Genomic DNA, 25914 nt, shown 5'->3' on the forward strand with positions numbered 1-25914 from the left:
TCCTGCCGCCCGCCAGCCCATGCGCTCTGGCCTTGAAGAACCGGACGAGGGGTTCAGGTGCCGCATGCCCGGGCGTAGGCCTCGATGCTCCGCCGGACGTGACCGATCGCGATCTCCTCGCCGTCGCAGGCGCGGCCAGCCCATGTGACTGCAGAAGGCAGGTGCTGGAGAAACAGCGTCACCGGTACCCTCCGGCCTTTCAACGTATCGAAAAGACGGTTGCAGGCGGCACGGGCTTGCGGGATCGCCCAATAATATCGGATGCGATCGGAATAGGAGTAGTGGCGCAGCGTCCGCTTGTCGGCATCGCTTCCATGATAGTGGCTTGCCCAATTCTTGGGGGTGGCTTGCATCAGCTCTTCCATTGCGCGGTAAAGCGGCCGCTCGCCATAGCCAGGCGCCAGGTCGGAAGCGATCAGGTCGAGCGCGTACAGCGCCTCGCGCAGCTTGAAGGTCAGCTCGGGTCCGACCTTGAGGACGGCGAAGCCGTCCTCGACGAGTTCACGCAACGGCCTCTCACCCTGATAGTCCGTCGAATGGGCTTCGAAAATGAGCGACGGCAATCTGTCGAGGGTTGCCGCCAGGTCGCGGGCCTTTGCCCGATCGTAGAAAATCACATTCTGGTTGCCGAACTCCACGCCCGGCTGCACCACAAGCCCGATGACGCGGGAAAATGCGCTTTCAAGCCCGGCGGTGTGGAATGCCTGGGCATGAATGGCATGTGTCTGGCGAGCGGCCTCCGGACTGGTCGGGGTGATCGCATCCAATGTGTGATCGGCGCCGCCGGGCGGCGGCACTTCCGTGCCGATGATGTAAACCGGGCTTGCCCCGCCGCTCTGCGCTGCCGCCTGCTCCGCGACGCCTGCCAGCCTGGCCGCGCGCCCGGCCACCGTGTGGTCGTCTAGCGCCGCCGGTTCACCCGCGCAGCCCATCGAGGCATCGAGGTGGATCTTGCGGAAGCCGGCGCGGACATAGGCATCGATCATCGTCCCGGCCTGCGCCATCGCCTCCTCGGCGGGCCGGTCTCTCCAGGGATTGGGGCCGAGATGATCCCCGCCAAGCACGATCAGCTCTTGCGGGCACTGCTCGGCTGCCGCGAGCGCTTCCACCATCGCCGCGAAATCGGCCGGCGTCATGCCCGTATAACCACCTAGATGATTGACCTGATTACACGTCGCCTCGATCAGGACGGTGGTGCCGGTTTCCCGCCCGTGGCGCAGTGCGGCTTTCAGCACCAGCGGGTGCGCCGAGCACACCGAGGTCACCCCGATTTTCTTCCCGTCCCTGTGCAGGGCCGGCAAATCTTCGATCGCCACACGCATCAATTTCTTCTCGCCGTTCTTGCCATGAAATCTTCCAGCTCGGCCGGCGTGCCGGCTCCCTCCATGGGACCGAGGCGTGTGACGTTGCGCGCCCCTGCCGCGTTGGCGAATTCGAGCGCCGTCTGCAGCGCCATCCCCAGCCGCCGGCATGCGACATAGGCTCCCCCGAAACAGTCGCCGGCGCCGGTGGGGTCCGTTTCCTCGACGATGAGGCCGGGGCAATCGGCGCGGGCTCCGGTGCTTTGACGGGCTGACGCGCCATGTTCGCCGCGCTTCACGGCGATCTCCTTGACCCCTCGTCTGAACAGCGCCTCGATCGCGCGTTCCTCCCCGTCCGTGCCGGCGGCCAGGAACAATTCATTGCCCGACGGCAGCAGCAGGTCCGCTTCGTCCACCAGACCGGCGAATTTCTCCTCGGTCTGGCCGTGCGCCAGCAATTCCTTGCGCAGGTTCGGATCGAGCGACATCGTGCCGCCGCGTGCCTTGATCAGCGGGATCGCGCGTTCGGTGATCGCCCAGGCTGCGGGACTTGCGAACACCGTTCCCATGACATGGATATGCCCGCAACGCGCGATCAGCGCCTCGACCTGCGGGCTCCATTCCAGTCGGGCGGCGGCGGATTTGGCGATGTTGTAGACGAAATCGCGGCTTCCGTCCGTGCGGTAGCGAACAAAGGCGCTGCCCGTCGGATAATCCGGGGAAACAGCGATGGCTGAAGTGTCTACGCCGTCCCGCTTCAGGCGCTCCATGTTGACGGCGCCGAAATCGTCGTCGCCGACCACGCCCACCATTGCGGCCGCTCCGCCCATACGTGCGCATTGATCGATGAAGATGGCGGGCGCGCCGCTCGGAAAGGGACCAATGAGGTCGATAGGTTGCCGGAAGCCGGTGCCCGTCTGCCTCGCGACGATCTCTACCAGGATTTCTCCGATCGTCACGGTTGGCCCGAGCGAGTCCGCTGCAAGTGTTCGGGGGAGGTCGTTCATCAAGCGTCCAATCCTGGGTGTGGTGTCGTTCGCGGTTTCACGACGCCGAGGCGCAAGAGGATTCCTACCGGATCGATGTGAATCGATCAGCTGCCATCACGCTACAAACCTGCATGCATGGTCAAGCGCACACTTGGAACGACGCGCAAACCCTCAGCCGGGAAACAGGTCCAGGATCGACGACAGACGGTTGGTACTGAGATCGACGTCGCCGAGCAGGACGCCGCTGGGGAGATAGCCAACCACGAACAGACCAGCGGCCCGTGCGGCCTTGGTACCGGTGCGGCTATCTTCCACGGCCACTACGGACCCTGGAGCTATGGCGAGCTGCCGGCAGGCCTCGCGATAGGGCGTTGGGTCGGGTTTGCCGGCCGACACGTCGTCGAGGCTGATTGTGAGGCTCATATGGTCGCGCACGCCGAGCGCATCGAGATTGGCATTGACGACTTGCCGGCCGGAATTCGAGACGCAGACCTGCGGGACGCCGCGGTCAGCCAGGGCCCGGATCGTCTCGACCGCCTCGGGGATCGGGACGGCGTTCGCCCGGTTCGCGACGTAGTGGGCATTGATAGCGGCGAGCCACTCCGCCTGGTCGAGCCCGCCCGGGAGACGCGGACGCAGCATTGTCCAGACGTCGCCCATATGGATGCCGCGAAAGGCTTGGTCGGGCAGGTCGTCAAGATCGACGTTCCAGTTGCGGCAGCCGGCGAGGAGGGATTGATGATGCAACGGCTCGCTGTCGATCAGCGTTCCGTCGATGTCCCAGGCGACGGCGCGATACATCACGATGACGATCCCGCTCTGGTCGCGCCAGGAGCCGACAGGCGCGCATAAAGATCGCGATAGCGGCGATAGCCGTCGCGGTAGATATCAGCTTTGCGCGGGTCGGGATCGAGCCGGTCGGCGAAGCTGACGAAACCGGAAACGCCCGACCAGTCGTCGGTCAGGCCGACGCCGATCGCCGCCGTCCAGGCAGCGCCGATACAAGAGCCGGGGTGCCCGGTCAGGCGTTGGACCGGCTTTTGCAGGACATCCGCGACAATCTGCATCCAGACCTTGCTGCTTGAGCCGCCGTCGGAGGCGAGATAGCGCTCGGTCCGGTGGCCCATGTCGTTGAGCACCTCGATATGATGCGCGATGGCGAAGGCATAGGCCTCGAGCAAAGCGCGCCAGACATGGCCGATATCGTGCGACAGCGTCAGCCCATCGATCACGCCACGAGCCGCTGGATCATGGATCGGCGTCTTCTCGCCGAGGAAGTAGGGCAGGACGGTGAGGCCGTCGGCACCGGCGGGACGCTCTGCCGCCAGCGCATCGAGCCGCTGGTGTACCGAAATACCATCGGCCTGTGCCGCGGCCATCTCGCCGCCGGCGAAATTGCGTACGAACCAGTTGAGGCCCGAGCCGCCGGTCGACATGCAGCCATTGGGCATGAACAGGCCTGGCACCAGATGGTAATCGAGATACATGCGGGGATCTGGCTTGATCTGATCGGTGGCGATCAGGATATCGACCGAGCCGCCGAATTTCAGGAGGACATCGCCTGCTGTGGCAACTCCGGCGCCGAGCGCGGAAGCGATCATGTCGGCCGCACCACCGACGACAGGTGTTCCCGCCATCAGGCCGGTCTCATCCGCGGTCTTCGCCGAGACGGAACCGAGGATCTCATGCGAGGCGATCTTTCGTGGCACGGCCGAGCGCGGTATGTGGGCGAGCGCCACCAGGTCGTCGTCGATCCGGTGCGTCGAAACATCGACGAAGCCGGCCTCCAGCGCCCAGTTCTGCTCAACCGCACGTTCGCCGGTGAGGCGCCAGTTGATATAGTCATAGGAGCCGAAAACGGTGGCGATGCGGCTGAACACCTCCGGCTCGTGACGCTCTATCCAGCGCAGCTTTGCGGTGACCAGCTGTTGGTTGATGCCGTTGCCGGCCTTGGCGATGAAAGCCGCCTCATCGCATTCGGTCCGCAGTTCGGCAACTTCGGCGCCACAGCGGCCGTCGCTCTGCTGGATGCTCAGTCGCAGCACCTCGCCCTGGTCGTCCAGAAGAACGACCGCCGGCAGCATGCCGGTGGTGCCGATCGCCACGATCTCTTCGGCCTTGATGCCGCTGGTCCTCAGCAGCTCCTGCACGATGTCGCGGACATTGGTCCACCATTGCGCGGGATCTTCCTCGGCCCAGCCCGCATGCTCGGAATGCAGCGTGACGGGGCGCGAGGCGAGGCCCAGCACCTGATCGGGAAGCCGGATCAGAATGCCGATCGTCGAGGTGGTGCCTATATCGAGACCGAGAACGAACGCCATGTCGAATCCATTGAAATGCCGGGAAGGGCAGGCGGGCGAACCTGTCTGCCTCGTCGTGTCCCGCTGCTCGATACCAGTCGATCATTCCGGACGCCGGCCCGCAACGATCGATATGATCACCGCGAGCCGGCGCGATGGCCGGCATCGCCGTGGAAGCCGTTCTCAGCGCAAAGTGGCGACAACGTCCATGAAGCGTTTGACCCGATCGCCGTCGACGGCGTTCCAGGTATTGCCATCGATCTTGAAATGGGTCCCGATCACGACCCCGCTCGCCAGCGAAAGGACATCGCGGACATTGTCGATGTTCACGCCGGTGTTGGCGAAGACCGGCACGTCCTTGATCGTCTCGCAGACGCTGCGCAGGTGGGACTGGTCGGCCGGCTGGCCAGTGATCGGACCGGAAACGAGGATGGCGTCGGCCATCGACGAGAACACCGCGCTCTTGGCGCGCAATTCAATAGGACGCTGGTCGAGCGAGTGTGCGAACTCTGCATTGATGTTGAAGAGAAGCTTCATGTCGTCGCGGCCAAGATTGTGCCGCAGGCGCGAGGCGGCGGCGCAATCGGGCTCCCACAGGCCCATGTCGGAAGCAAACAGGCCGGTGAAGATCTCGCGCACGAAACGGGCTCCGGTGGCCGCCCCGATCGCGACGCTGGCAGTCGGGTCCCAGAGATAATTGACGCCAAACGGCACCTTCAGCTCGGGTTTCACCGCCTGGACGATCGCGGTCATGGCGGCAATGCCTTCGGGCGGCGCCTTGAAGACATAGGGGCGGTCGTTCTCGTTGCCGAACATGATGGCATCGACGCCGCCGCTCTGCAGCTTGCGGATGTCGGAGAGCACGCCATCGATCAGCTTGTCGAGGCCGCCATCGGCATCATAGAGGGGCGTTCCCGGCAGGGCACCGATATGTGCCATCGAGATGACAGCCTTCTTCTTGTCGCCGAAAAATTCAAATACCATCGAGTCGTCTCCTTGGGGATAAAGTGAAAATGTTGCGCCTCAGTCGCGCGTCAGCGGCGGCGCGATGCGCAGGTCGACCTTGGCCGCGGCGAGCGCTGCGGCGATCTTGGCCGGCGGCTCGGCATCGGTGATGAGGATGTCGACGTCCGACAGTGGCGCTATCCGCACCAGCGACATGCGCAGGAATTTGGCGGAATCGCAGAGCACGATCTTGGTGCCTGAGCGTCTGAGATAGGCGCGCTTCATATCGGTATCATCGAAGGAATAGTCGAAGAGGCCGTCCGCCGTGATGCCGGAGACGCCGATCACGGCGACATCGAACCACAGCGCCTCGAACTGGGCGATGGCCGCGGGTCCGCCGGTCGACATCTCGTCGGCCCGTACACGGCCGCCGGCAACATAGACTTCGGGCACGCCGCCGTTCAGCGCCGCCGCGATCCTGAGGCTGTTGGTGAACACCTTGGCGTGCGGAAGGTCCTTGAGGTGCTCGGCCATCAGATAGGTGGTGGTGCCGACATCCAATGCGATCGTGCGGTATCCCGAAACCAAGGCGGCCGCGGCGGCGGCAATCGCGGCCTTCGGGTCACGGCGCTGGCGCAAGCGCGAATCGAAACTCGGCTCCTCACTGTCCATGGCGACCAGCGGCGGGTTGTCCGCCTCGATCGCACCTCCGTGGATTCGTACAAGCCTGCCCTCGCGCTCCAATTCGACCAGATCACGGCGGATCGTCATGTCGGAAACGGCGAGTTCGGCCGCTGCCGCAGCGACGGTGAGCGACCCCGTGCGGCGCAGGAAAGCCAGGATGCGTGCCTGTCGATCGTGCGCGAGAAGGCGCTGACGGTCGGCATCACGCGGTGCGCCATGCGTGGACGATAGAGGAGAGGCGGTGTCGTCGGCCATCGATGTATCCGGTGGGTAAGCCGCTGACGAAGCGGTCTGCAACTTCAACTCTACCGCATGATCAAACATTTTCAAACAAAAATATGTTTGCAGTGTTCGAATTTATTGGTATGCATCTCGATATTAACAGAACGCGTTCCGCCACCAAGCAGAGAGAATACGACCATGCCGGCTGCCTCCGTCATTCCTCCAGTGCTTGCCGAACTCGCGGGCAAGCGTGCCTTTGTGACGGGTGGCGGCGCGGGGATCGGTCGCGCGATCGCGACCGCCCTGACGCGGCAGGGTGTCGCCGTGGCGATCGGCGATCTGGATCCCGACGCCGCGCGCAAGGCGGCCGAGGAGATTGGCGGCGGTGCCGCCGCCGTCACGGTCGATGTTCGCCGTCGCGATTCCGTCGAGGCGGCCTTTGCCACTGTGCTGGAAGCGCTAGGCGGCTGCGATATCCTGATTGCCAATGCCGGCGTGTCCACCATGCAGCACGCGCTCGATCTGACCGACGAGGAGTGGGACTTCAACTTCTCGGTCAATGCGCGCGGGGTATTCCTCGCAAATCAGATCGCTGGACGGCATTTTGTCAAGCAAGGCACGGGCTGCATCGTCAACACCGCCTCGCTTGCGGCGAAGGTCGGTGCGCCGCTCCTGGCGCATTATTCGGCATCCAAGTTCGCCGTGCTCGGCTGGACGCAGGCCTTTGCCCGCGAGCTCGCGCCCAAGGGAATCCGCGTCAATGCCGTCTGCCCGGGGTTCGTCAAGACCGGCATGCAATCGCGCGAAGTCGAATGGGAGGCGCATCTGCGGCAGGTCACGCCCGAACGGGTGGTCGCCGACTATATCGCGCAGACGCCGCTCGGCCGGCTCGAGTTGCCGGAGGATGTCGCCGACGTCGTCGTGTTCCTCTGCTCGGATCAAGCCCGCTTCATGACTGGCCAGGGCGTCAACGTGACCGGCGGCGTCTACATGACCTGACGGCTTTTGGCGGCTGTAACCGGATCCTGATGCTGGCACGCGCCATCCAAAAAAGTGAACACATATGATCAGAAGGCAGGCTTTCAATGTTACATTTTGTTCTCTAAGATGACCGTTCGCTCGACTTCGGCCTTCGGCGTTCAGCCGGGTCAGACGGGTTCATGAGGAAAGTCTATGGCGTCTATCGAGCTCGATCGCGTTTCCAAGCTCTACGGCAATGGCAATTACGGGGTGCATGAGGTCGATCTCACCATTCCCGATGGTGAATTCGTGATCTTTCTCGGCCCGTCGGGATGCGGCAAGTCGACGACGCTGCGGATGATTGCCGGCCTGGAGAGTATCTCCTCCGGCGATCTTCGCATCGGCGGCAAGAGCGTCGCCAATGTCGCGCCGCGCGACCGCAACGTCGCGGTGGTGTTCCAGAGCTACGCGCTCTATCCGCATATGTCGGTGCGGCAGAACATGGCCTTCGGGTTGAAGATGCGCGGCACCGACGCCGCAGTGATCGATGCCAAGATTGCCGACGCCGCGAACCTGCTCGGTTTGCAGAATCTTCTCGGCCGCAAGCCGGCAGCGCTTTCGGGCGGCCAGCGTCAGCGTGTCGCGCTTGGCCGGGCGATCGTTCGCGAACCGGCGGCCTTCCTGCTTGATGAACCGCTGTCCAACCTCGATGCGCAGCTGCGTGCCGAGATGCGGCTCGAACTCGTCAAGCTGCACCGACGCCTCGGCCGCACCATCGTCCATGTCACGCACGACCAGGTCGAGGCCATGACCATGGGCGATCGCATATGCATCATGCGCGATGGTCGCCTGGTCCAGGCCGGCCGGCCGCTTGAAGTCTATGCCGACCCGGTCAACACCTTCGTCGCGCGCTTCCTGGCGACGCCGCCGATGAACCTCATTCCGGCCACGCTTCAGGCCGCACCTGGCGAAGGGCTCTCCGTCCTGACCGACAGTGGTGCCGTGCTTGCCGTCCCCGCCCGCCACCGCAACGCTTATGGCGAGCGTGTCGGGCGCCGCGTCATTCTGGGCGTGCGGGCCGAGGATTTCCACGAAAGCCCCGACAAGCCGGACTGGCAAAAGATTTCCGTACGGGTCGTGGCCGTCGAAGCTCTCGGCGCCGAGAACGTCCTGATCGGCCAGATTGCCGGTCAGGCCACCGGCACGGACGATGCCCACCCCGCCGGAGGCGGCAAGCCGTTGGAGATCGCCGCCCGCCTGAGCCGTTATTTCACGGCGCCCGTCGGCTCGATCGTCGAACTCTACATCGACCCGCTGCCGATGCACCTGTTTGATCCCGAAACCGAACTGGTGATCGCGCGGCCGAGCCTCATGGGGGCCACTCGATGACCAGCATGGACAGAAACGAGCGGCGGGCCTTTCGTCGCCGCTTCGGCCTTCATTTCGGGCTGATTGTCGTTTGCGCCATCGTGCTGCTGCCGCCGCTCTGGGTGCTGCGGACAAGCTTCGTGCCCGAGCAGCTATCCTACAGCAACGAGCTGATGCCGGCCTTTACGACGGACAATTATTCGGCGCTCCTGTCGAGCCGCTTCGGTCAGTCCTACCTCAACAGCCTGATCGTCGCGCTCGGCTCGGTTCTGCTCGCATTGCCTTTTGCCGCCACCACCGGTTATGCCTTCGCCCGCTTCCGTACGGGCGGTCGGTGGGCGCGTTTTGCCGTTCTGGCGACGCAAATGCTGCCGCCCGTGGCGCTGGTGCTGCCGACCTTCACGCTGTTCCGAAGCCTGGAGCTCAGCAATTCGCTGACCGGGCTGATCATCGTCTATGCCGCGCTCAACCTGCCTTTCCTGACCTGGATCCTGATGGGCTTCTTCGAAGGCATTCCAGTCGATCTGGAGTGGGCGGCGATGACCGACGGCGCGACCGCCTGGGGCGCCTTCTGGCGCATTGTGCTGCCGGTGTCGATGCCCGGTATCGCGGCCGCCGGCGTCCTCGGCTTCATCCTGGCGTGGAATGAGTTTTTGTTTGCCCTGGTTTTGAGCGGGCCGAAGACGGCGACCATACCGGTTGCGCTCGCCGCGTTGCAGACCTCGAACGGCGTCCAGATCGCCAAGGTCTCTGCCGGCGTCGTCCTTGCCATCCTGCCGCTGGTCGTGGCTTCCCGCTTCATCCAGCGTTTCATCGTCCAGGGCTTGACGTTCGGCAGCGTGAAATAGGCCGGCCGCTCCGAGAGCCGACATGGCTCGCTAGCCGGTTATGAAATCGTGACGGGATCACCGCCGCGTCCAGAGGGAAAGAGGAGTAGAGAGTTATGACTTGGAACAAGCAGACCTTGATCAAAATGCTGATGACGGCCGTGAGCGGGGCAGCTGTTGTCAGCGCATCGCTTCCGGCCAGGGCGGCTGAGCCCATCACCTTGCACGCCTTGATGGAGGACGTGCCGGAAACCAAGATCATCGAAGCGCTGTTGCCCGAATTCGAGAAGCAGACCGGCATCAAGGTCGAGTTCGAGAAGATCGGCTATCCCGACATGCACGACAAGCTGGTGTCGCAGCTGACCGCGCCGCAGAGCTACTACAATGTGCTCGAGGTCGACTTCCTGTGGGCCGGCGAATTTCCGGCGGCCGGCTGGCTCGCCGATCTGAAACCCTTCGTCGAGAAATCCAAATACGATCTAGGCCCCTTCATTCCCTCGACGCTTGACCTGCTCGGCCGGACCAAGGACCAGCTGTTCCTGGTGCCCATGTACAACTACTCGATGGGCCTCCTCTACCGCACGGACCTGATCGGCGACGAGAAGCTCAAGGCCGCCTACAAGACGGCAACCGGCAAGGAACTCGCTTTGCCGACGACCCTCGAAGACTATGTGGCGATTTCCAAATTCATGAAGGCCAATGCCGGCGTCGCCGGAGCCGCGATGCAGGGCCAGCGCGGCGATCCCAACAGCATGGAATTCTCCAACTACCTGTTCTCCGCCGGCGGCAGCTATCTTAATGCCGACGGCAAGGCGAGCCTCGGCACGGCAGAGGCCAAGAAGGCGCTCGATCTCTATGTCGACAACATCCAGCATGGCGCCCAGCAGGGTGCCATATCGGCGACACTCGATGACACCATGCGCCTGATGTGCAGCGGTTCCGCCTTCAGCATGGTCACCTATTGGTGGATGCTGCCGCAGATGGACGATGCCGTGAAGTGTCCGACCGTCGCCGGCAAGGTCGGCCTGTCGGTGATGCCGGGTGGCCATGGCGAAAGCGGCGGTTGGGGCTGGGGCATTCCCAAGAACACGTCGCCCGAAGAGCAGGAAGCCGCCTGGACCTTCATACAGTGGGTGCAGAGCAAGGATGTTTCGGTGAAGCGCGCGCTCGAGGGCCACGCGCCGGTGCGCAGCGATGTCTATGCCGATGCGGCGGTGCTGGCGAAATATCCCTTCTACAAGACCGCCGAGGATGTGGTGGCGACCGGCAAGTCGTTCCCGATCTTCACCTATTCGGCGCAATACGAGGATCTGCTCGGTACCCAGCTCTCGCTGGCGGCTGGCGGCCAGGCGACATCGGACGCGGCGCTGAAGGCGGCTTCCGACGGCCTGCAGGGGCTCCTCGACAAATAGCGGTCCGGCTCGGCCAGGAGATCCGGCGCGGCGGTGTCAGCCGCGCCGGATCTTGTCCAGACCCCGGATCTTGACGAGATCAGCAACGCCACACCCCGACCAAGGCTCGGTTACGATGTTCAATGCGATCAAAAAAGGATTGGCTGCCCGTGGCCGCGAATGGCGGACCGGCTGGGCCTTTGCCTTGCCCGGCCTCCTGCTGCTGGCGATCGTGATGGGCTTTCCGCTGGCCTATGCCTGCATCCTCTCGATTTCCTCGATGACCTTGATCAAGCCGCAGCTTCTGCCGCTTGTCGGGTTCAAGAATTTCGCCTCGATGATCGGCGATGATCTGTTCTGGAACGCGCTCTGGCTCACCGTGCGCTATTCGGCGGTGACGGTGGTCGGCGAATTCGTGATCGGGCTCGGCATCGCCCTGATGCTCAACCGGACGGTCCGGATGAAGCCGGTCTATTTCGCGGTTCTGACCATTCCCATGGCGATGTCGCCGATCAGTGTCGCCCTGATCTGGCGCATGCTGCTCCAGCCCAATCTCGGCATCGCCAATCATCTGATGGAAACGTTCGGCCTGCCGCGCCTCGACTGGCTAGGCACGCCAGGCATGGCGCTCTGGACGATGGCGGCGATCGACATCTGGCAGCAAATGTCCTTCGTCGTGCTGATCCTCGCCGCGGGGCTCGCCGCTTTGCCGCGAGATCCCTATGAGGCGGCCGAAGTGGATGGCGCGCGCGGCTGGCAGCAATTCTTCTACATCACCCTGCCGATGCTGCGGCCGGTCGCGGCGATCACCATCATCATCCAGCTGATCAACGAGTTCCGGACCTACGATCTGCCTTATGTCCTGACCAAGGGCGGGCCGGGCAACGCGACCGAAGTGCTGAGCTTCTTTGCCTACCGCCGTGCCTTTCTCGGCCTTTCGCTCAACGAAGGCGCGGCGGCCGCGTTCGTGCTGCTTCTGATCGTCCTTCTGCTCACCGTGATCTTCTTTGCCGTCCTCGAACGCTCGCAATCGGGAGAGGGCCGGAAGTAGGGCCGTTAAGCCTTGAGCAATCTATACGGCCTATCCTGGCTTGCAGATTGTCGAGGGAACATGAAACGCCAGCCGCTTCTGCTTTTCGCCTTTCCGTTTCTCATTCTGGCGGTCCTGGCAGGGGAGCGCATGGCGACCTTGTTGCTGGGCACCTATCCAGCCAGCCCCACCGCATGGTGGCTATGGCTTGAACTGCGCCCTCTGTCGACGGTGCTTTGGCAGCAGGTCGATGTCTGGCTGGGTGGTTCCATGGCTATCGACGCCGTCATTCTTGCCGCGGCAGCGATCGTCTGCTGGGTGGCGTGCCACGCCAAAAGATCGGCATCCTCGTTCCTCGCCAACCATGTCGCCCTGATTTTCGCTGGCCTGATGATCGCCGTCGGCAGCCATTCGGAAACGGCCAGCACGATTGCCGAATTCACCTCGCCCAAGGGTCTTCCGTATTCGCTGGCCGTCGATTTCACCTTGAAGAACAGCCTGGTGCTGCTTTTTGGCATCGTGGCCTGTGCCTACTGCCACATCGCCTTCCTCACTGAGGCGCGGGAGCGGTCCGTCCGGGCCATCCGCATCCTGGCGCTGCAGCGCGATCTCTAGAGCAATGGCGTCTAGTTGATCCGGCGGTAATAGACCTTGCCGTCGGGCTGCTGGATGCGCTGGTAGTTGGAGCTTGGGGCAGGGGGCGAGGCCGATGCGATTCTCTTCCTGGGTGCGGGTGCTTCGATGACGCCGGGCTCGCTCGCGCTCTCGCCGTCGAGCGCTTCGGGCGCTTGCGCCAGCGTGCTGGTGGCGAATTCGGACGGTTCTTCCGCACCCGGCATGCCCTCGCCGCCGGCGACCGGCATACTCTGCCCCAGCCGGGCAATGCTGGCATCGATCTCGTTGAAGCTGCCTTGCAACTGGCTGTCCAGTTTCTCGAACCGGCTCTGAAAACCGTTGTTGACCGTGTCGAGCCGGGCCGCGATCCGCTGCTCGAACGCGCCGAGCTGCTCCAGCCGCGCCTCGACGAAACGCAGGTCGCTCATGCCCCGGTAGAGATAGACCGCGGCCGCCATGTTGACCGCGGTGATCAGAAGCGCGCCACCGGCGACGATGACGCCGATCGTCTTTGCCTTGCTGAATTTCTCGGTGGCAACCGGTTCGCGCTGTTCCTGGTTTCCGATATCGATCGCCGGCATGTCCGGTTCGCTGATCATCGTCATTGGACCACCACCTTTGCGCCAACCGCGACGCGTTTGAAAAGATCGATCACATCCGTGTTGGTGAGACGAAAACAGCCCGATGTCCCGTCGAAGCCGACACCCGACGGGTCGTTGGTGCCGTGTATGCGGTAGAGCGTGTCGCGCCCGTCCCGCGAGAGGTAGAGCGCCCTTGCGCCGAGCGGATTGTAGGGGCCGGCGGGCACCATTTTCGGCAGCTCCGGCTGGCGGGCGCGCATTTCCTGCGGCGGGCGCCACTCCGGCCATTCGGTCTTCGCCCCGACCTTGACGATTCCGGTCCAGCCGAACCCGTCGCGTCCGACGCTGATCTGGTAGCGCAGCGCCTGGCCCTGGCGGGTCACCAGGTAAAGCGCCTTCTCGTCCTTGCGGATGACGATCGTGCCCGGCTGCTCGGCGGTTCTAAAGGCAACGGCCTTGCGCAGGCTGGGCCCCATCGCCGGCAGCGGCGGCCGCTCCGAAAGTGCGGATCGCGCCTGGGCGAAGTCGTGGGCGGAGAGCGCCAGCGCCACGCCGAGCACGCAGGCGCCGGCGAGCTTTGGAGCGATCCAATATCTATCGGGCAGCATCATCGAGCCGCTCTTTGAACATCCGCTTCAGATCCTTGTTGAAGCGCGCCCGCCCATCCACCTCGGAAGGCGGAATGGCCCTGTTCAGCGCATCGGTCAGAAGTGCGTTGTCGAGCGCGACCGACTTGATGTGCGGCGCCTTGAAGATCTTTTCGAGCTCGCTGCGCGAAAAATGGTTCCCGAACCATTTGCGCTTGTGCTTGTTGGCGACCAGCGTGATGCTGACCGCATTGCCGCGCAGCTCGCGGATCTTCTTGTAGAGCCGCTTGCCCTGCCGCAGCGAAGCGACATTCAGTTCGAAGACGATGAAGATCTCGTCGCTCGTCGACAGCACGGAATCGTGCCAGGGCGTTTCGAGATTGGGCAGGTCGATGACGATGTCGTCGAAGCGGTAGGCGACGAGGTCGAGCAGCCGGAAGACGAAATCGCTGCCATGCGGCTCGAACGGCAGTTGCGGCCGCTCGAACGCGTAGAGGGTGAGGCCGGACGGGCGCGACAGCTTGATGACGTCCATCAGCTCGACATCGAGCCGCTCCGGCTGGCCGATGATGCCGGCAAGGTCGAACTGGTTGAACAGATTGAGATAGGCGCCGCAATTGGCGCTCTGGAAATCCAGGTCGACGAGGCAGGTGGACGCCGCGCGCTCGGCCGATTTCGAGGCGAGATGTTCGGCCGCCGACAGCGCCAGCGTCGTGGCGCCGGCGCCGCCGCTGGCGCCGATGAAGGTGATGATCCGGCTCTTCGTTCCCTGGTTGCCGGTGTCGTGGAAAGTCACCGCATTGAGCAGCTCCTTGCCGTCGAGCGGCTTGTGCAGCCAGTCCGAGGCGTTCATGCGCACCAGCACGCGCGTCTGTTCCGAGGTCAGCTCGTCGGAAACCGCGATCAGCGGCACGCTGGCCCACAGCGCGCGCGCCTCGACGATTCCGGGCCGGCCGAGCAGCTCGCCATTGCTGAGATCGAGGATGACGATGCCTGGGCGCGTCTCCGCGGGCGGCCCCTTGAGGAAGTCGCTCGTCTCGGAAACCCTGACGTCGTAGATCGCCAGCGCATCGAGCCGCGTCGCCACCTCGCGCTTGAAATTCGGATCCGACGAAAACAGCGCCACCTGCTTGCGCTTGGTCGGCGTTACCTTGGTGTTGATGGCATTCATGGCGTCCACGTGCTTTTCATGTCTTCGCCCGTGACCGTGCTCAGCATGGAGGGCATGGTGATGTTTCCGAATCCGAGCAGTCCGCCCAGGAAGAAGAACTGGAAGGGATGATTGGTGATGCTGACTGTGATGGTCGGCACCGGTCCGCTGGGTCGCGTCCAGTAGCCGAGGCCGGACGCCTGGTATTGAATCCTGACTTCGGACTTGGCCAGCAGCGGCAGGAATGTCTGCATTCCGGCCCGGCTGCTGTTGCCGCTGAAAATAAAATCAAAAGCGGCTTGGCTTACATTGAGGTTTTGACATGTAGCGCCTGTGCCGCAAACGCAAGAGACGCTTCCAGCGGTGTTGGCGGTGCAGATATAGTTGTAAGTGTTTGCGGGTACCGCAGTGCCGACTTTGGTTACATCGCTCTGCGTTATCGTCTCCACCAGGAGCCCGCTGGCGACAGGTGTAGAAATCTGCGCCAGCCTTGCGCCGGCTTGCACTGCTTTATTCCCTGCATTCCATTGATAAAAGGCGTAGCCGAAATCGACGAAGCCAAGCAGAAGCGTCAATAGCAGCGAGATCACTATGGCCATTTCGACCATGGCGGTTCCGGACTGGCTAACCCAAAACTTGGTGCGCTCCGTCACCATCCAATGACTCGCTCCTGATGGGACACCGTGAGGGTCAGTGGACTAAAGCCAAGATATGACAGGAATCCGGAGCCTGAATAAGAATAGGAGGTAGTGACGTCCACGACATCGACAGTGCTCTTGCTGCTAAGATAAAGCTGCGTGCCCGTGGCCACGTCAACCGCTTGCAGCGAGACCGCCGTGGTGATCGCAACTGCCGCCGGCAGCCATCCGGTCACCCTGGCGCTGCCGTTGGCGACCACCCCATTGGCAGCAAGGTTTTGAGCCCGGCCCTTGCAAGTCGCCCAATCGCTACTGCATCGTGCCATGTAGCGACCCGCATCCTCAACGCCGGCTTCGAGAAGCAGGCGCGTGTTCAGGATGTTGGAGAACTCGAACACACCGGCCGATAACAGCAACACGAGCGGTATGGTGATCGCGGCTTCCACCAAAGCGGCGCCATTTTCGTCGCCTTGGAACCGCCTGATGATTTTATCGAACCTGGTCATGTCGAATCTACCGATACAACTGGGCTTCGTTCCGGAAAGCCTTGTCGACAAGCGTGTTGTTTGCAAATCCGCCATCGACATCGACAATCTCTAGGCTGATAGGCTTCTCGGCCGCCGAGGCGTCCTCATCGTCCTTGGTGTTGTCCTGCTTCTGGACCGGCGTGTTGATGAAGACGCTTGCATAGCCGTCTGGCCTGAGCTGGACATGGCCATTGAGCTTTGCCTGGTTAGCGATGCAATTGACGATCGCCATATTGAGTAGTCGGCGATCAGGATCCGCCGTGGGCGCATCCCCCTTGTAGCAGGACGGCGTTCCGGTTTCCTTTGTCGGCGCCAGGGATTTATCCCCGACGAGCCCATTCGCGATCTCGTACTTGTAGACGTCGTATCGGGAAGCCGGCGCCGTTTTTGCGCCGGTCGGATTGGTGGCGCTCGGAACGTTGGGGTAAGCCGAGCCATGGTTGATTTGCCAGTAATTGCCCCAAAAGCCCTGAGACCCTATGGGAAGCGACATCCCAGGTTTAACCCCGTAGCCATCACCGGGCGGGAGAGGAAGGGCCGAGTTGTCCGTGACCGGGTCATACTTACTGCAGCCGGTCTTCTGCCCCTTGCGAACATTGCTGGCGGGCCGATAAGCCCAGTCCTTGTTATTCTTATTCAGTGAGCCGCTGTAGAGGTCGAACCGGGTGTTCAGACCTGCGTTGACTTGGCCCAAGGTGACGCCGGTTTTCGTGGTGAGAACGTCGCGGCTGTAGCATGTCCCAGAGGTGCCCATTGCTATGGCATCCCGCAGCGAGGACAGATTGTTGTCGATCAGCCCAAAGTTGCCAGGGCCAGGATTTGAATCCACCTTCAACATTCGAAACTCTCGGCTGTACGTGTCACCCGAGGCGAACGCCTGCTGGATCGTCTTGCTGGTCAAGGGATCGCTCGTCTCGAACGGATTGCACATGAAGATCGGCACTGTTTCGCAGATTGACTGATTGAACCCAGCCACAGCCTGCGGCCTGATCTCGAAGGTGCTGTCGCCGCCCAGAAAGCTTGCCGGAAAGATCGCCTCAAACGCCCCGGCTCCGTTCGCTATGCCGGATGCATTTACCGTCACTTCGGCGAATAGGGCGGATTTTGAATCGGGCGCCACCCAGCTGACACCGTTGGCGTCGACGCCGGCGGCTGTCAGTCCGATGTTGTCGCTGGCAGGTATCCCCGACAGATAGGTGATCGTCACGTCAGCCGGTGTGAGCGTGTGGTTGCCCGAAGTTGAAAACTTGGTCTTGTTGGTGAGGAGCGTCGTTGCCGCCCTGGTGGCCCGTTCGGTCGAATCCGTGCGGCCGTCAAGCTCGGCGGCGGCAGCCAGCGCAAGCGCATCGACACCCTTCTGCAGATCGTTATGAAGTCCGTTGGCCCGGCTCATATCGATTGCCAGCAGAGCGAAGCCGACAAGCACGGGCAGCATGATAGCCACGAGGATCATCGCGACGCCGCGCTGATCGTTCCAGAAGGCACGAATGGTCCCCAGCATGACCTTACTCTCTGCTTTCCTGCGCCAGAGCCCCTCGCATGCCCGGCGCCCCTCCGCATCCTTCGGCTCAGTTCACTGCGTCACACCCGACCCGCCGACATTGACTGTGATCGCCGGCGGCGGGGGCGGTGGTGGTGGAAATCTGTAGTTCTGAGCAACACCGGCGGCGCGCGCACCGTCACCCTCGATCCTGGTGTTTTTGGAGGCCGGATTGAGCGGGTCGACCGTTTGCAGCATCGAATTGAACTTCTGCGTGTCGCCGGCAGCCAGGGTCACCGAATCATAGTGGTTCAGATAGTCCGTGGCACAGCCCGACAGCAGGCCGGCGCCCAGGATGAGGATCAAGGCGCTATTTCTTGACATAGAGCATCTTGTCCTTCGATTTGAAGTCGAGCATGTGGCCATAGGGGCCGGTTACGCCTTCGCCCAGTTCATATTTGCGGACCATATCCTTGGTCACTTCAAGCTGCCCGAGCACGAAGAATTCGGGATCGTTGGCGGGCCGTGTCTTGTCGAAAGGCGTCGCCAGCTGCTCGCCGGGTTTCACCGGCCGCACGATATGCGGCGTGACGATGACAACCAGCTCGGTCTCTTCCTTCTGGTTGCTCGAATTGCGAAACAGCGTTCCGATGACAGGCACCTGGCCGAGCCACGGCACCTGGTCCTGGAGCTTGGTGGTCTTGCTCGACAGAAGCCCGCCGACGGCGAAACTCTGGCCGTCGCGCAGTTCGACGACGGTTGCCAGCTTGCGGTTGGTGAAGATCGGGTCGCCGGCGGTGGTGAAGCCGGTCAGGTCGCTGACTTCCGGCGCCAGCCTCATATGGATCTTGCCGTCGTCGAGTACGACCGGCGTGAACAGCAGGTTAACGCCGAATTGCTTGTACTCGATGCTTATCTCGCCGTCTTTGTTGAGCGTGCGGATAGGCACTTCGCCGCCGGCGTTGAAGCTGGCCTGCTCGCCGGAAAGAGTGGTGAGGTTGGGGTTCGCGAGCATGCGCACCGCGCCTTTGGACTCGAGCGCCTCGATGATCAGATCGACCTTGATGTTGCTGTCGATGACGCGCGTGATCAGGGCTCCGAAGGGACTGGAGGTCGACAGGAGGCCGCTGAGCAGACCGCCTGGCCCGAGCACCACTCCGTCCTCGTCGACGGCAGCAACACCGGTGCCGGTACGGGTCGTGCCACTGCCGTTCGTGCTCCTGATCGACACGCCGAGATCGCGGCCGGTGTTGCGCTTGGCTTCCAGCACGCGCACTTCCAGATTGACCTGCTGGCTGTCGTCGACGATGACGGAGTTGATGACGGCGTCGGGGCCATATTGCTGCGCAACCGCCAGGATAGCCGCCAGCGTGGCGCCGTCCTTGACGTGACCGCCAAGCCTGACCCTGCCATTGACCGAGCCCACTTCGATGCGCGACTTTGGCGCCACCTGTCGGATCGCCTGCGCCATGTCGCTGACGTCGACGCCGACTTCGATCTGGAGGGCGCCGAGCGAGCGCTTGTCGGTGGAGAACAAATTGACCGTGGTGGTGCCGGCGCCCTTGCCGATGACATAGAGCGTGCGGTCGGTCATCGGCTGCGCATCGGCGATCTTCTCGTCACCGACGACGATATCGCCCAGATTGGCACTCACCTGGATCGTTACCGATTGCGACATCGGCAGGAAAATCCGGTGCACGGCAGGGGTTGACACATCGATGAAGCGATCAGCCGCACCGGCCGCCAGGCCCGACAGCAACAGCGCCGCCAGACACGACAACGCGGCCGTCGCTATCCCTAACCAAGAACCCCGCATCCCCGTCTCCCCACTCGCTGCTGGTGGCAGCATCCGTTTCGCCGCACTTTATTGTTGTCGCGGCACGTCATATGTTTCGAGCTTCACACCTCGGAATACGCCGACCGTCGCCCGTGCCGGCGGTTCAGGCTGCACGTATTTGACCACTTCCTTGGTCGCCGGTGCCGCGACAGGAACCGGTTTGGCCCGGCCAAGCTCGTCGAGACGGCTTCCCACTTTTTCCACGGCCTGGGTCAACCCGGCAATCTTGTCCTCGGCGCGCTTGCGCTCGGCTGCAGCCGCGGCTTCCGCCGCTGCCTTCTTGTCAAGCTCCGCCTGCCTGGCGGCGACATCGGCCGGCGTTTCGCCGGTCAGGTCGGAAAGTGTCACGCGTTCCGTTGTCTCGCCCTTGCTGGCTGCGGCCTGGCGAAGCGCCAGCGACAATTGCCCGGCGCCTGCCGCCAGTGTCAGCTTCTGCGCATCCTTGGTGCTGGCCTCGAGCGTCACGGACTTCACCACGGTTGGGCTGTCCTTGCTCACATCGGCCACCTGGTCGATGGCGAGCACCTTCATGCTCTGCAGCAGCACATCGACAAAACTCTTGTCCGCGCCGTCATCGCTGCGAACCGTTCGCGTCAGCAGCACATCGACCCGGTCGCCCGGGAAGACGAAGCCGGCGACGCCGAGCACGTCGTTCACCCTGATGGAAACAGCTTTCATGCCTTCGCCAAGCACCGCCGAAAGCGTGGCGCGTTGACCTGGTCCAGTGATCTTGCTGGCGAGGACAGGTTCGTTGGCGCTAATGGTTTGAAGCGCCTGCCTGGTGCCTTCGCCGGCCAAGGCCTCTTTCGTTGTCTTGAAGGCGCCCGCTGGAATAGAGCCTGCCGGCCATGCGACTTCGCGTAATTTGTCTGCGCTCAGCGTATCGCCGAATTTCAGTGGCATTGCCGCAACCACGACTGTGCTGGCTTGAACGATTCCCGTTTGCGCCATGGCGCTTCGCTGGCCGGCCAGCCAGATATTGACCAGCACAACTGCCAGAACGCCGAACACGCCGGCGAGAACGATCATGATAAGCGTATTGGCGCGCATGCCCCAATCCCCAAGCCCCAATGCGGGATTCGCCCGCTGCGATCGGATTCAGGCCCGGCTCGAATGATCCGGGCCTGAATGTAGTCAGGCGATCAGGAGCCGATACCGGTGGTGGCGTTACACCCACCGACTGTCGATGCTTCCAAAGCATCGCAGAGACCCGTGAACCTGGCGTTCACCCATCCGCCGATGGCGATGACCGTCATGATTGAGGCGACGGCAATGATACCGATAAGGATTGAATATTCGACCATGGCAGCGCCGTTCTCATCGTCGCGGAACTGCCGGGTCATCGTCATGAGCTTCTTCATGTCAATTTCTCCCTTTGGAGGTTTGAACCCGACGAGACAGAGCCAAGGATGAAATCCATACCCAAGCATCCCCCGTCATCTCGATCCTAGGTCCCGAGAAAACGCGGAGTCAAACGACATTAAGGGTTCCTTAACTTTCATGTACATGATTCGGCAAGAAGATCACAGCTCCGAATGTTATCAACAGCTTGATTCCTTTCATTTTTCAAGCGCCTTAACCATTCGTTCACAATTTCGCCGCGGATGTGGCAAGATTGAGGAAGCATTAGTCATAATGCATATTCCTTTATATCTAAGGGGTTAGCTGCAGATATCGGGCGGTTCGTCCCGAAAAATCGGATGAGTGCGGAAAGCGAAATCGAGCCTGTGGTCACGAACCGGCAGCCATATCAAATAAGCGCATTATTACAGCCTCATGATCTTAACTATGTAGACAGTATTGAGGGTACGGCAGCCACTTGGGCGCTTGTGCCTCCCGTGGTTAACAGTTAGTTTCCGCTAATGAGGGATTAAGGGGAGTATAAGCGATTATGCTGGGGCGATTCATCAAGGGGCCTAGCGAGCAGCAGCCAGCGCCAAAGGCGGAGTCGCTGACTGTTCTGCCTGTTGCTTCTGCTCCTTCACCAGCCGCTGATATTGAATCGCATGGCAATGATTTTCTGACGATCAAGGTCGAACTGCATCGCCACTTGATCGATCGGTTCAACCTGACCGCGCTTGAAAGTGCTTCCAAGGATGAGATCCTGAATGAGATTCGTCCGATCGTGCGCGAGTTCGTTCGAAATCGGAATGTGCCGTTGAACGCACGCGAGCTGGATCAATTGACCAGCGACACCGCCGACGAGATGCTGGGACTTGGGCCGATCGAGCCATTGCTCAAGGACGATTCCATTACCGACATCATGATCAACACCCACAAACGCGTCTTCATAGAGCGGCGTGGCATGATCGAAGAGACCGCAATCCGTTTCCGTGACGAGGCGCATCTGTTGCGCGTCATCAACAAGATCGTTTCGGCCATCGGCAGGCGTGTCGATGAATCGTCGCCCATGGTGGATGCGCGGCTGGAGGACGGCTCTCGCGTCAATATTGCGGTGCGCCCGATCTCGGTGGACGGCCCGCTGGTGTCGATCCGTAAATTCTCGAAAAATCCCTATTCGCTCGAACGCCTGATGGCATTCAACTCGATCCGGCCGCCGATGATCGAATTGCTGCGCATCGCCGTCCAGGCGCGCAAATCGATCCTGGTTTCGGGGGGAACCGGCAGCGGCAAGACGACATTGCTCAACGCCCTGTCGAGTTACATCCCCTCGAAAGAGCGGCTGATCACCATCGAGGATGCGGCCGAACTGCAATTGCAGCAACCGCATGTCGGCCGGCTGGAGACACGCCCGCCCAATGTCGAGGGTCGGGGCGAGGTTCGCCAGCGCGAATTGCTGAAGAACGCGCTCCGCATGCGGCCCGACCGCATCATCGTCGGCGAAGTTCGTGGCGAGGAAGCTTTCGACATGCTGCAGGCGATGAACACCGGCCATGAAGGCTCGATGACGACAATCCATGCCAACACGCCCCGCGATGCGATCTCGCGGCTCGAACAGATGGTCGGCATGGCCGGCATGCCGATGACGCATGAGTCAATCCGGGCGCAGATTGCGTCCGCCATCGACATCATCGTCCAGACACAGCGTCTTTCGGACGGCGGCCGTCGTGTCACCTCCATATCTGAACTGACTGGCATGGAGGGCAATGTCGTGCAGCTTCAGGAAATCTATCATTTCGTCCGCCGTGAGGTGACGGCCGAGGGCAAGGTCATCGGAGATTTTCGCGCCACCGGTGTCCGTCCGCGTTTCGCTCCGGAGGCTGCGACGCTTGGCCATCATTTTGCCAAGGACGCCTTCAACCCGCAGGTTGCCCTCTGATGCCGACCGGTCAAGCTCTGCTCTACTTCATCTACATGCTGGCGGCGGCCTCGCTTATTCTCGCCGGCGAAGCTTTTTATCTTTCTTTTGCCGGCCGCCGCTCTCGGTCTCTAGCAGTCAATCGCCGATTGAAGCGGCTCGCTGGCGACGTCCCGGCCGAACAAACGTTACAGGGATTGCTGCGAGAACGCGGGCTCACGGACTCCGGCGATTTTCTTTTCGGTATGGTCTGGCTGAACAGGCTCTATACCCAGTCCGGTATCACCGGAAATCCGTTGACCTTCGCCGCAACATTTCTGCTTGCAGGGCTGGCGATGGCGTTGCTGCTGATACTCTTCAATTTTTCCGCATTGGCGTCGCTTCTTATCTTTCTGGTCGTAGGGCTTGTCCTGCCGCTTCTCGTCCTCCGGCGCGCCCGCAACAAGCGAATTCGGAAATTTGCCAAACAGCTGCCGGATGCGCTCGACATGATCGTTCGTTCGCTGCGCGCCGGACACCCGGCTTCGATCGCGATCGGTCTGGTCGCGCGTGAAATGCCGGATCCGCTCGGCACCGAATTCGGCATCGTCTCCGATGAGATAACCTTTGGTCTCAGCATCGAGCAGGCCGTGCGAAAGCTTTCGCAGCGTGTCGGCTTCGAGGGCCTTCAGCTGCTGTCGGTGTCGCTGTCGATCCAGGCCAAGACGGGCGGCAATTTGACCGAAATTCTGGCCAATCTTTCCTCGGTTCTGCGTGAACGGCAGAAATTACGAATGAAAATCAGGGCGCTCTCGGCAGAGGGTCGCGTCTCCGCGTGGATTATCTCCTTGTTCCCTATTGTGATGTTCTTCACACTTCAAATCCTTGCCCCGGCCTATTACGGCGCCGTCTGGGGCAACCCGCTCATCTTCCCGATATTTCTGATTTTTGGGCTGTGGGCTCTGCTTGGTGACTTCATCATGTACCGGATGGTCACTTTCGATTTCTGACTGGAGCAACGAAAGAAATTGTTTTCGAACATTCAGGACCTGGGTTTCTTGGTATCCATTGCCGTCTTCGTGGCGGCGGTGTCCCTCTTCCTGTTCGGTGCGCTTGTCTTCTTGCCGGCTCTGCAGACACGAAAGCTCGTCGCGCAGAGCCTGATGGGCGAAGGAATTACAGACCGCCGATCCATGCTCGGACAAGACCAGCTTGCCAAGCTTGCGGCGCAACGGCCGGTCGATGCCTACTTCAAGTCGATCGAGAAGGAGCGCGAAGAGCCAAACGCTTTGGAAGCGAAGCTGTTTCGCGCCGGCTTTTATAAATCCAGCGCACCGCTGATTTACACGCTGTGCCGCCTTGTCGCGGTCTGCGTCGGTTTCCTGGCAATGTATGCACTCCTGTCGCGGGTTCTGCCGTCGCACCTGCCGGGTTTCATCACCCTTGCTGGTTCTGCCTTGTTCGGCCTCGCCTGCATCGTGCTTCCCGCCATTCTGCTCGACCGTTTCGAGAACAGCCAAAAACAGGTCTATCGCCGGGCTTTCCCCGACTTCATGGACATGATGATCACCTGCGCCGATGCCGGCATGAGCCTGGAGGGGGCGGTTGAACGCGTCAGCCATGAAATGGCCGCCACCCACAAATGGCTGGGAATACAACTGTCGATCATGAATTTGCAGTTGCGTGCTGGCAAGCCGTTGCGGGAAGCGCTACGTGAACTCGCCGATCGCATCGGGCTTGACGAGGCGCGGGCACTGGCCGTGCTGTTCCGGCAATCGGAAGAGCTCGGCACCAGCCTTACCGATGCCTTGCGTGTTTATAGCGCGGAGATGCGCGGGCAACGAATTCTGAGTGCAGAGGAACGCGCCAACTCTTTGCCGGTGAAGATGATGATTCCATTGGGGCTATGCATATTCCCTGTGGTTATGATGGTCATCATGTTGCCGGTCATCATTCGCATGCAGCGCATTTTCTTCTAGTTAGGTATATCATTCGGTCCTAATGTGAGTCGGGGACCCCAAGGGGACACATTTATGAAGAGGGTTATCGCGGCCGCGGCCTGTCTGCTCATGGCGGTGCTTGCCGGTTGCCAGACGGCGGACATAACCGACGGTGTCGTGCGCACCAACGAGCCGTCGAAAGGCGACGTAACGTCTTTTGGCGATGCTTTCGATGGGCTGAAGACGGTCAGCGACGTCGAATACTATGCCTCGGACCAGGCCGTCGCGGAGGCCAAGAACCAGTTCCGTGCCGAGAATTACGGCAATGCCGGCGCGCTGTTCTTCAAGGCGACGCAACTGGCGCCCAATGACGGTAACGCCTGGATGGGGCTGGCCGCCTGCACCGACCGGATCCACCGCTTCGACCTGTCCGACAAGGCCTATGCCAAGGCCTTCAAGCTGGTCGGCGCGACGCCCGAATATTACAACAATGTCGGCTATTCCTACCTGCTGCGCGGCAAGCTGCAGGATGCACGCTCGAACTTCCTCAAGGCTTACGAACTGGCGCCCAACGACCCGACCGTCGCCAACAATCTGAAGCTTTTGTCGTCAAGCGTGCAGAACGTCGAGCGCTAGCATGCTGCTCGTCGAAGCGCTGCTGCTGAAGGTGCTCGCCATCCCTCTGCTGGCAAGGATTGGCTGGCTCGACTTCAAGACGCAGAAGATTTCCAACCGCGACGTGCTGCTGCTGCTCTGCCTGGGCGCCGGGGGCCTGCTGCTGCTGTCGCTCCAATCCGGGTCGTGGTGGGACATGGGGCTGAGCGCTCTCGCCGGACTTCTGCTGTTCGTCGCGCTCTTGCCCTTCTGGGTCTTGCGCAAGATCGGCGCCGGCGACGTCAAGCTGCTGGCAGTCGTGCCATTCCTGATCAGCGGCGGCGCTCTCGCGGTGTTTTCAGTGCTGCTCCTGGTTTTCGCTTTGGCCACCGCGGTCATCGTGAAAAACCCGTTCATGCTGCCGGCGGGCGCTTTTCGGCTTGTCGTGCAGCATCTGGACCGCAAGGGCGTGGTGCCGTTCGGCGTGCCGATCTCGCTCGCCGCGATCTGTACGCTGGCGTTCCTGATCTACCGGAGTTTGATGGTCGCGAGCAGCTCTGGAATCCTCAACCAGCTCAACTGACCCTGACATCTCACGCAGCTGAAATTGCCTCGCGGGAGATTTGACGGAGCATCAAACGAAAAACCCGCCTGTGCGGCGGGTCACTGGCGCAAATCAGCACCATAGGCAAAAATGTACCATAGCTGAG

27 protein-coding genes are annotated in these 25914 nt (G+C 61.8%); 11 read left to right on the forward strand and 16 right to left on the reverse strand.

Annotated elements, in window-relative coordinates:
• Positions 1-53: 53 nt before the first annotated feature.
• From NP945_RS08170 to NP945_RS08195, 6 genes are all read right to left on the reverse strand, one after another.
• A complete protein-coding gene (locus NP945_RS08170) occupies positions 54-1322 on the reverse strand; it encodes a D-tagatose-bisphosphate aldolase, class II, non-catalytic subunit (protein ID WP_256746053.1) in 1269 nt (422 codons plus the stop codon).
• Entirely contained in the window at positions 1322-2308 is a 987-nt protein-coding gene (locus NP945_RS08175) for a sugar kinase (protein ID WP_256746054.1), read from the reverse strand. The genes NP945_RS08170 and NP945_RS08175 overlap by 1 nt, the downstream gene beginning before the upstream one ends.
• Before the next feature lie 153 nt (positions 2309-2461).
• Positions 2462-3091, reverse strand: coding sequence for an HAD family phosphatase (locus tag NP945_RS08180; RefSeq protein ID WP_256746055.1), 630 nt, complete (start codon positions 3089-3091; stop codon positions 2462-2464).
• On the reverse strand, positions 3091-4611 hold the full coding sequence (locus NP945_RS08185; protein ID WP_256746056.1) for an FGGY-family carbohydrate kinase: 1521 nt from the start codon (positions 4609-4611) through the stop codon (positions 3091-3093). The genes NP945_RS08180 and NP945_RS08185 overlap by 1 nt, the downstream gene beginning before the upstream one ends.
• Positions 4612-4773: 162 nt before the next feature.
• Complete coding sequence (locus tag NP945_RS08190) at positions 4774-5574, reverse strand: BtpA/SgcQ family protein (RefSeq protein ID WP_023809131.1); 801 nt, start codon at positions 5572-5574, stop codon at positions 4774-4776.
• A gap of 39 nt (positions 5575-5613) precedes the next feature.
• Positions 5614-6474, reverse strand: coding sequence for a DeoR/GlpR family DNA-binding transcription regulator (locus NP945_RS08195; protein ID WP_127395311.1), 861 nt, complete (start codon positions 6472-6474; stop codon positions 5614-5616).
• Positions 6475-6639: 165 nt separating this feature from the next.
• On the opposite strand from NP945_RS08195, the gene NP945_RS08200 reads away from it, so the two are divergent.
• The 6 genes from NP945_RS08200 to NP945_RS08225 all read left to right on the forward strand — a co-directional run bounded on the left by NP945_RS08200 (position 6640) and on the right by NP945_RS08225 (position 12632).
• Positions 6640-7440 carry an SDR family NAD(P)-dependent oxidoreductase gene (locus tag NP945_RS08200; protein ID WP_127318852.1) on the forward strand — a complete coding sequence of 267 codons (801 nt, stop codon included), beginning with the start codon at positions 6640-6642 and terminating at the stop codon, positions 7438-7440.
• Between the two features lie 174 nt (positions 7441-7614).
• Positions 7615-8790 carry an ABC transporter ATP-binding protein gene (locus NP945_RS08205; protein ID WP_256746057.1) on the forward strand — a complete coding sequence of 392 codons (1176 nt, stop codon included), beginning with the start codon at positions 7615-7617 and terminating at the stop codon, positions 8788-8790.
• Complete coding sequence (locus tag NP945_RS08210; RefSeq protein ID WP_256746058.1) at positions 8787-9617, forward strand: carbohydrate ABC transporter permease; 831 nt, start codon at positions 8787-8789, stop codon at positions 9615-9617. The genes NP945_RS08205 and NP945_RS08210 overlap by 4 nt, the downstream gene beginning before the upstream one ends.
• Positions 9618-9712: 95 nt before the next feature.
• The gene (locus NP945_RS08215; RefSeq protein WP_256746059.1) at positions 9713-11008 is read left to right on the forward strand and encodes a sugar ABC transporter substrate-binding protein; all 1296 of its coding nucleotides are present in this window, start codon (positions 9713-9715) and stop codon (positions 11006-11008) included.
• A 115-nt stretch (positions 11009-11123) separates the two neighbouring features.
• Positions 11124-12038 (forward strand): carbohydrate ABC transporter permease, encoded by a 915-nt coding sequence (locus tag NP945_RS08220; RefSeq protein ID WP_127318834.1) that lies wholly within the window; start codon positions 11124-11126, stop codon positions 12036-12038.
• A gap of 60 nt (positions 12039-12098) precedes the next feature.
• Positions 12099-12632, forward strand: a complete 534-nt coding sequence (locus NP945_RS08225) for a hypothetical protein (RefSeq protein ID WP_256746060.1) — start codon at positions 12099-12101, stop codon at positions 12630-12632.
• 11 nt (positions 12633-12643) lie between these two features.
• Here the strand turns inward: NP945_RS08225 and NP945_RS08230 are convergent, their stop codons facing one another.
• The 10 genes from NP945_RS08230 to NP945_RS08275 form a co-directional block, all read right to left on the reverse strand.
• Complete coding sequence (locus NP945_RS08230; RefSeq protein ID WP_256746061.1) at positions 12644-13237, reverse strand: hypothetical protein; 594 nt, start codon at positions 13235-13237, stop codon at positions 12644-12646.
• Positions 13234-13824 (reverse strand): L,D-transpeptidase, encoded by a 591-nt coding sequence (locus tag NP945_RS08235; protein WP_256746062.1) that lies wholly within the window; start codon positions 13822-13824, stop codon positions 13234-13236. Before NP945_RS08235 ends, NP945_RS08230 begins: the two co-directional genes overlap by 4 nt.
• Positions 13808-14971: an AAA family ATPase gene (locus tag NP945_RS08240; protein ID WP_256746155.1), complete on the reverse strand. Its 1164-nt coding sequence runs from the start codon at positions 14969-14971 to the stop codon at positions 13808-13810. Before NP945_RS08240 ends, NP945_RS08235 begins: the two co-directional genes overlap by 17 nt.
• Entirely contained in the window at positions 14968-15606 is a 639-nt protein-coding gene (locus NP945_RS08245) for a TadE/TadG family type IV pilus assembly protein (protein ID WP_256746063.1), read from the reverse strand. The genes NP945_RS08240 and NP945_RS08245 overlap by 4 nt, the downstream gene beginning before the upstream one ends.
• Complete coding sequence (locus NP945_RS08250; RefSeq protein WP_256746064.1) at positions 15600-16094, reverse strand: TadE/TadG family type IV pilus assembly protein; 495 nt, start codon at positions 16092-16094, stop codon at positions 15600-15602. Before NP945_RS08250 ends, NP945_RS08245 begins: the two co-directional genes overlap by 7 nt.
• A gap of 7 nt (positions 16095-16101) precedes the next feature.
• Complete coding sequence (locus tag NP945_RS08255) at positions 16102-17616, reverse strand: TadE/TadG family type IV pilus assembly protein (RefSeq protein WP_256746065.1); 1515 nt, start codon at positions 17614-17616, stop codon at positions 16102-16104.
• A 72-nt stretch (positions 17617-17688) separates the two neighbouring features.
• A complete protein-coding gene (locus NP945_RS08260; RefSeq protein WP_256746066.1) occupies positions 17689-17979 on the reverse strand; it encodes a hypothetical protein in 291 nt (96 codons plus the stop codon).
• Positions 17966-19411 (reverse strand): type II and III secretion system protein family protein, encoded by a 1446-nt coding sequence (locus NP945_RS08265; RefSeq protein ID WP_256746067.1) that lies wholly within the window; start codon positions 19409-19411, stop codon positions 17966-17968. The genes NP945_RS08260 and NP945_RS08265 overlap by 14 nt, the downstream gene beginning before the upstream one ends.
• A 48-nt stretch (positions 19412-19459) precedes the next feature.
• Entirely contained in the window at positions 19460-20482 is a 1023-nt protein-coding gene (gene cpaB, locus NP945_RS08270) for a Flp pilus assembly protein CpaB (protein ID WP_256746068.1), read from the reverse strand.
• Between the two features lie 92 nt (positions 20483-20574).
• Positions 20575-20793 carry a Flp family type IVb pilin gene (locus NP945_RS08275; protein ID WP_256746069.1) on the reverse strand — a complete coding sequence of 73 codons (219 nt, stop codon included), beginning with the start codon at positions 20791-20793 and terminating at the stop codon, positions 20575-20577.
• Positions 20794-21323: 530 nt separating this feature from the next.
• Here NP945_RS08275 and NP945_RS08280 point away from each other — a divergent pair.
• Genes NP945_RS08280 through NP945_RS08300 form a run of 5 tightly spaced genes read left to right on the forward strand, consistent with a single transcriptional unit; the run spans position 21324 to position 25787 of the window.
• Positions 21324-22712: a CpaF family protein gene (locus NP945_RS08280; protein WP_256746070.1), complete on the forward strand. Its 1389-nt coding sequence runs from the start codon at positions 21324-21326 to the stop codon at positions 22710-22712.
• Positions 22712-23680 carry a type II secretion system F family protein gene (locus tag NP945_RS08285; protein ID WP_256746071.1) on the forward strand — a complete coding sequence of 323 codons (969 nt, stop codon included), beginning with the start codon at positions 22712-22714 and terminating at the stop codon, positions 23678-23680. Before NP945_RS08280 ends, NP945_RS08285 begins: the two co-directional genes overlap by 1 nt.
• An 18-nt stretch (positions 23681-23698) precedes the next feature.
• A complete protein-coding gene (locus NP945_RS08290) occupies positions 23699-24649 on the forward strand; it encodes a type II secretion system F family protein (protein ID WP_256746072.1) in 951 nt (316 codons plus the stop codon).
• 54 nt (positions 24650-24703) lie between these two features.
• Positions 24704-25246 carry a tetratricopeptide repeat protein gene (locus NP945_RS08295; protein WP_127383256.1) on the forward strand — a complete coding sequence of 181 codons (543 nt, stop codon included), beginning with the start codon at positions 24704-24706 and terminating at the stop codon, positions 25244-25246.
• A 1-nt stretch (position 25247) separates the two neighbouring features.
• Positions 25248-25787, forward strand: coding sequence for a prepilin peptidase (locus NP945_RS08300; protein ID WP_256746073.1), 540 nt, complete (start codon positions 25248-25250; stop codon positions 25785-25787).
• The last annotated feature ends 127 nt before the right edge of the window (positions 25788-25914 follow it).

It is taken from the genome of Mesorhizobium sp. LMG17149 (genome assembly GCF_024518695.1).
Classification (GTDB): Bacteria; Pseudomonadota; Alphaproteobacteria; order Rhizobiales; family Rhizobiaceae; genus Mesorhizobium.

Excerpts from the sequence above, each read along its gene's own strand:
- NP945_RS08170 (WP_256746053.1), bottom strand. The coding sequence starts at position 1,322 with ATGCGTGTGGCGATCGAAGATTTGCCGGCCCTGCACAGGGACGGGAAG.
- NP945_RS08175 (WP_256746054.1), bottom strand. The coding sequence starts at position 2,308 with ATGAACGACCTCCCCCGAACACTTGCAGCGGACTCGCTCGGGCCAACC.
- NP945_RS08180 (WP_256746055.1), bottom strand. The coding sequence starts at position 3,091 with ATGTATCGCGCCGTCGCCTGGGACATCGACGGAACGCTGATCGACAGC.
- NP945_RS08185 (WP_256746056.1), bottom strand. The coding sequence starts at position 4,611 with ATGGCGTTCGTTCTCGGTCTCGATATAGGCACCACCTCGACGATCGGC.
- NP945_RS08190 (WP_023809131.1), bottom strand. The coding sequence starts at position 5,574 with ATGGTATTTGAATTTTTCGGCGACAAGAAGAAGGCTGTCATCTCGATG.
- NP945_RS08195 (WP_127395311.1), bottom strand. The coding sequence starts at position 6,474 with ATGGCCGACGACACCGCCTCTCCTCTATCGTCCACGCATGGCGCACCG.
- NP945_RS08200 (WP_127318852.1), top strand. The coding sequence starts at position 6,640 with ATGCCGGCTGCCTCCGTCATTCCTCCAGTGCTTGCCGAACTCGCGGGC.
- NP945_RS08205 (WP_256746057.1), top strand. The coding sequence starts at position 7,615 with ATGGCGTCTATCGAGCTCGATCGCGTTTCCAAGCTCTACGGCAATGGC.
- NP945_RS08210 (WP_256746058.1), top strand. The coding sequence starts at position 8,787 with ATGACCAGCATGGACAGAAACGAGCGGCGGGCCTTTCGTCGCCGCTTC.
- NP945_RS08215 (WP_256746059.1), top strand. The coding sequence starts at position 9,713 with ATGACTTGGAACAAGCAGACCTTGATCAAAATGCTGATGACGGCCGTG.
- NP945_RS08220 (WP_127318834.1), top strand. The coding sequence starts at position 11,124 with ATGTTCAATGCGATCAAAAAAGGATTGGCTGCCCGTGGCCGCGAATGG.
- NP945_RS08225 (WP_256746060.1), top strand. The coding sequence starts at position 12,099 with ATGAAACGCCAGCCGCTTCTGCTTTTCGCCTTTCCGTTTCTCATTCTG.
- NP945_RS08230 (WP_256746061.1), bottom strand. The coding sequence starts at position 13,237 with ATGACGATGATCAGCGAACCGGACATGCCGGCGATCGATATCGGAAAC.
- NP945_RS08235 (WP_256746062.1), bottom strand. The coding sequence starts at position 13,824 with ATGATGCTGCCCGATAGATATTGGATCGCTCCAAAGCTCGCCGGCGCC.
- NP945_RS08240 (WP_256746155.1), bottom strand. The coding sequence starts at position 14,971 with ATGAATGCCATCAACACCAAGGTAACGCCGACCAAGCGCAAGCAGGTG.
- NP945_RS08245 (WP_256746063.1), bottom strand. The coding sequence starts at position 15,606 with ATGGTGACGGAGCGCACCAAGTTTTGGGTTAGCCAGTCCGGAACCGCC.
- NP945_RS08250 (WP_256746064.1), bottom strand. The coding sequence starts at position 16,094 with ATGACCAGGTTCGATAAAATCATCAGGCGGTTCCAAGGCGACGAAAAT.
- NP945_RS08255 (WP_256746065.1), bottom strand. The coding sequence starts at position 17,616 with ATGCTGGGGACCATTCGTGCCTTCTGGAACGATCAGCGCGGCGTCGCG.
- NP945_RS08260 (WP_256746066.1), bottom strand. The coding sequence starts at position 17,979 with ATGTCAAGAAATAGCGCCTTGATCCTCATCCTGGGCGCCGGCCTGCTG.
- NP945_RS08265 (WP_256746067.1), bottom strand. The coding sequence starts at position 19,411 with ATGCGGGGTTCTTGGTTAGGGATAGCGACGGCCGCGTTGTCGTGTCTG.
- cpaB (WP_256746068.1), bottom strand. The coding sequence starts at position 20,482 with ATGCGCGCCAATACGCTTATCATGATCGTTCTCGCCGGCGTGTTCGGC.
- NP945_RS08275 (WP_256746069.1), bottom strand. The coding sequence starts at position 20,793 with ATGAAGAAGCTCATGACGATGACCCGGCAGTTCCGCGACGATGAGAAC.
- NP945_RS08280 (WP_256746070.1), top strand. The coding sequence starts at position 21,324 with ATGCTGGGGCGATTCATCAAGGGGCCTAGCGAGCAGCAGCCAGCGCCA.
- NP945_RS08285 (WP_256746071.1), top strand. The coding sequence starts at position 22,712 with ATGCCGACCGGTCAAGCTCTGCTCTACTTCATCTACATGCTGGCGGCG.
- NP945_RS08295 (WP_127383256.1), top strand. The coding sequence starts at position 24,704 with ATGAAGAGGGTTATCGCGGCCGCGGCCTGTCTGCTCATGGCGGTGCTT.
- NP945_RS08300 (WP_256746073.1), top strand. The coding sequence starts at position 25,248 with ATGCTGCTCGTCGAAGCGCTGCTGCTGAAGGTGCTCGCCATCCCTCTG.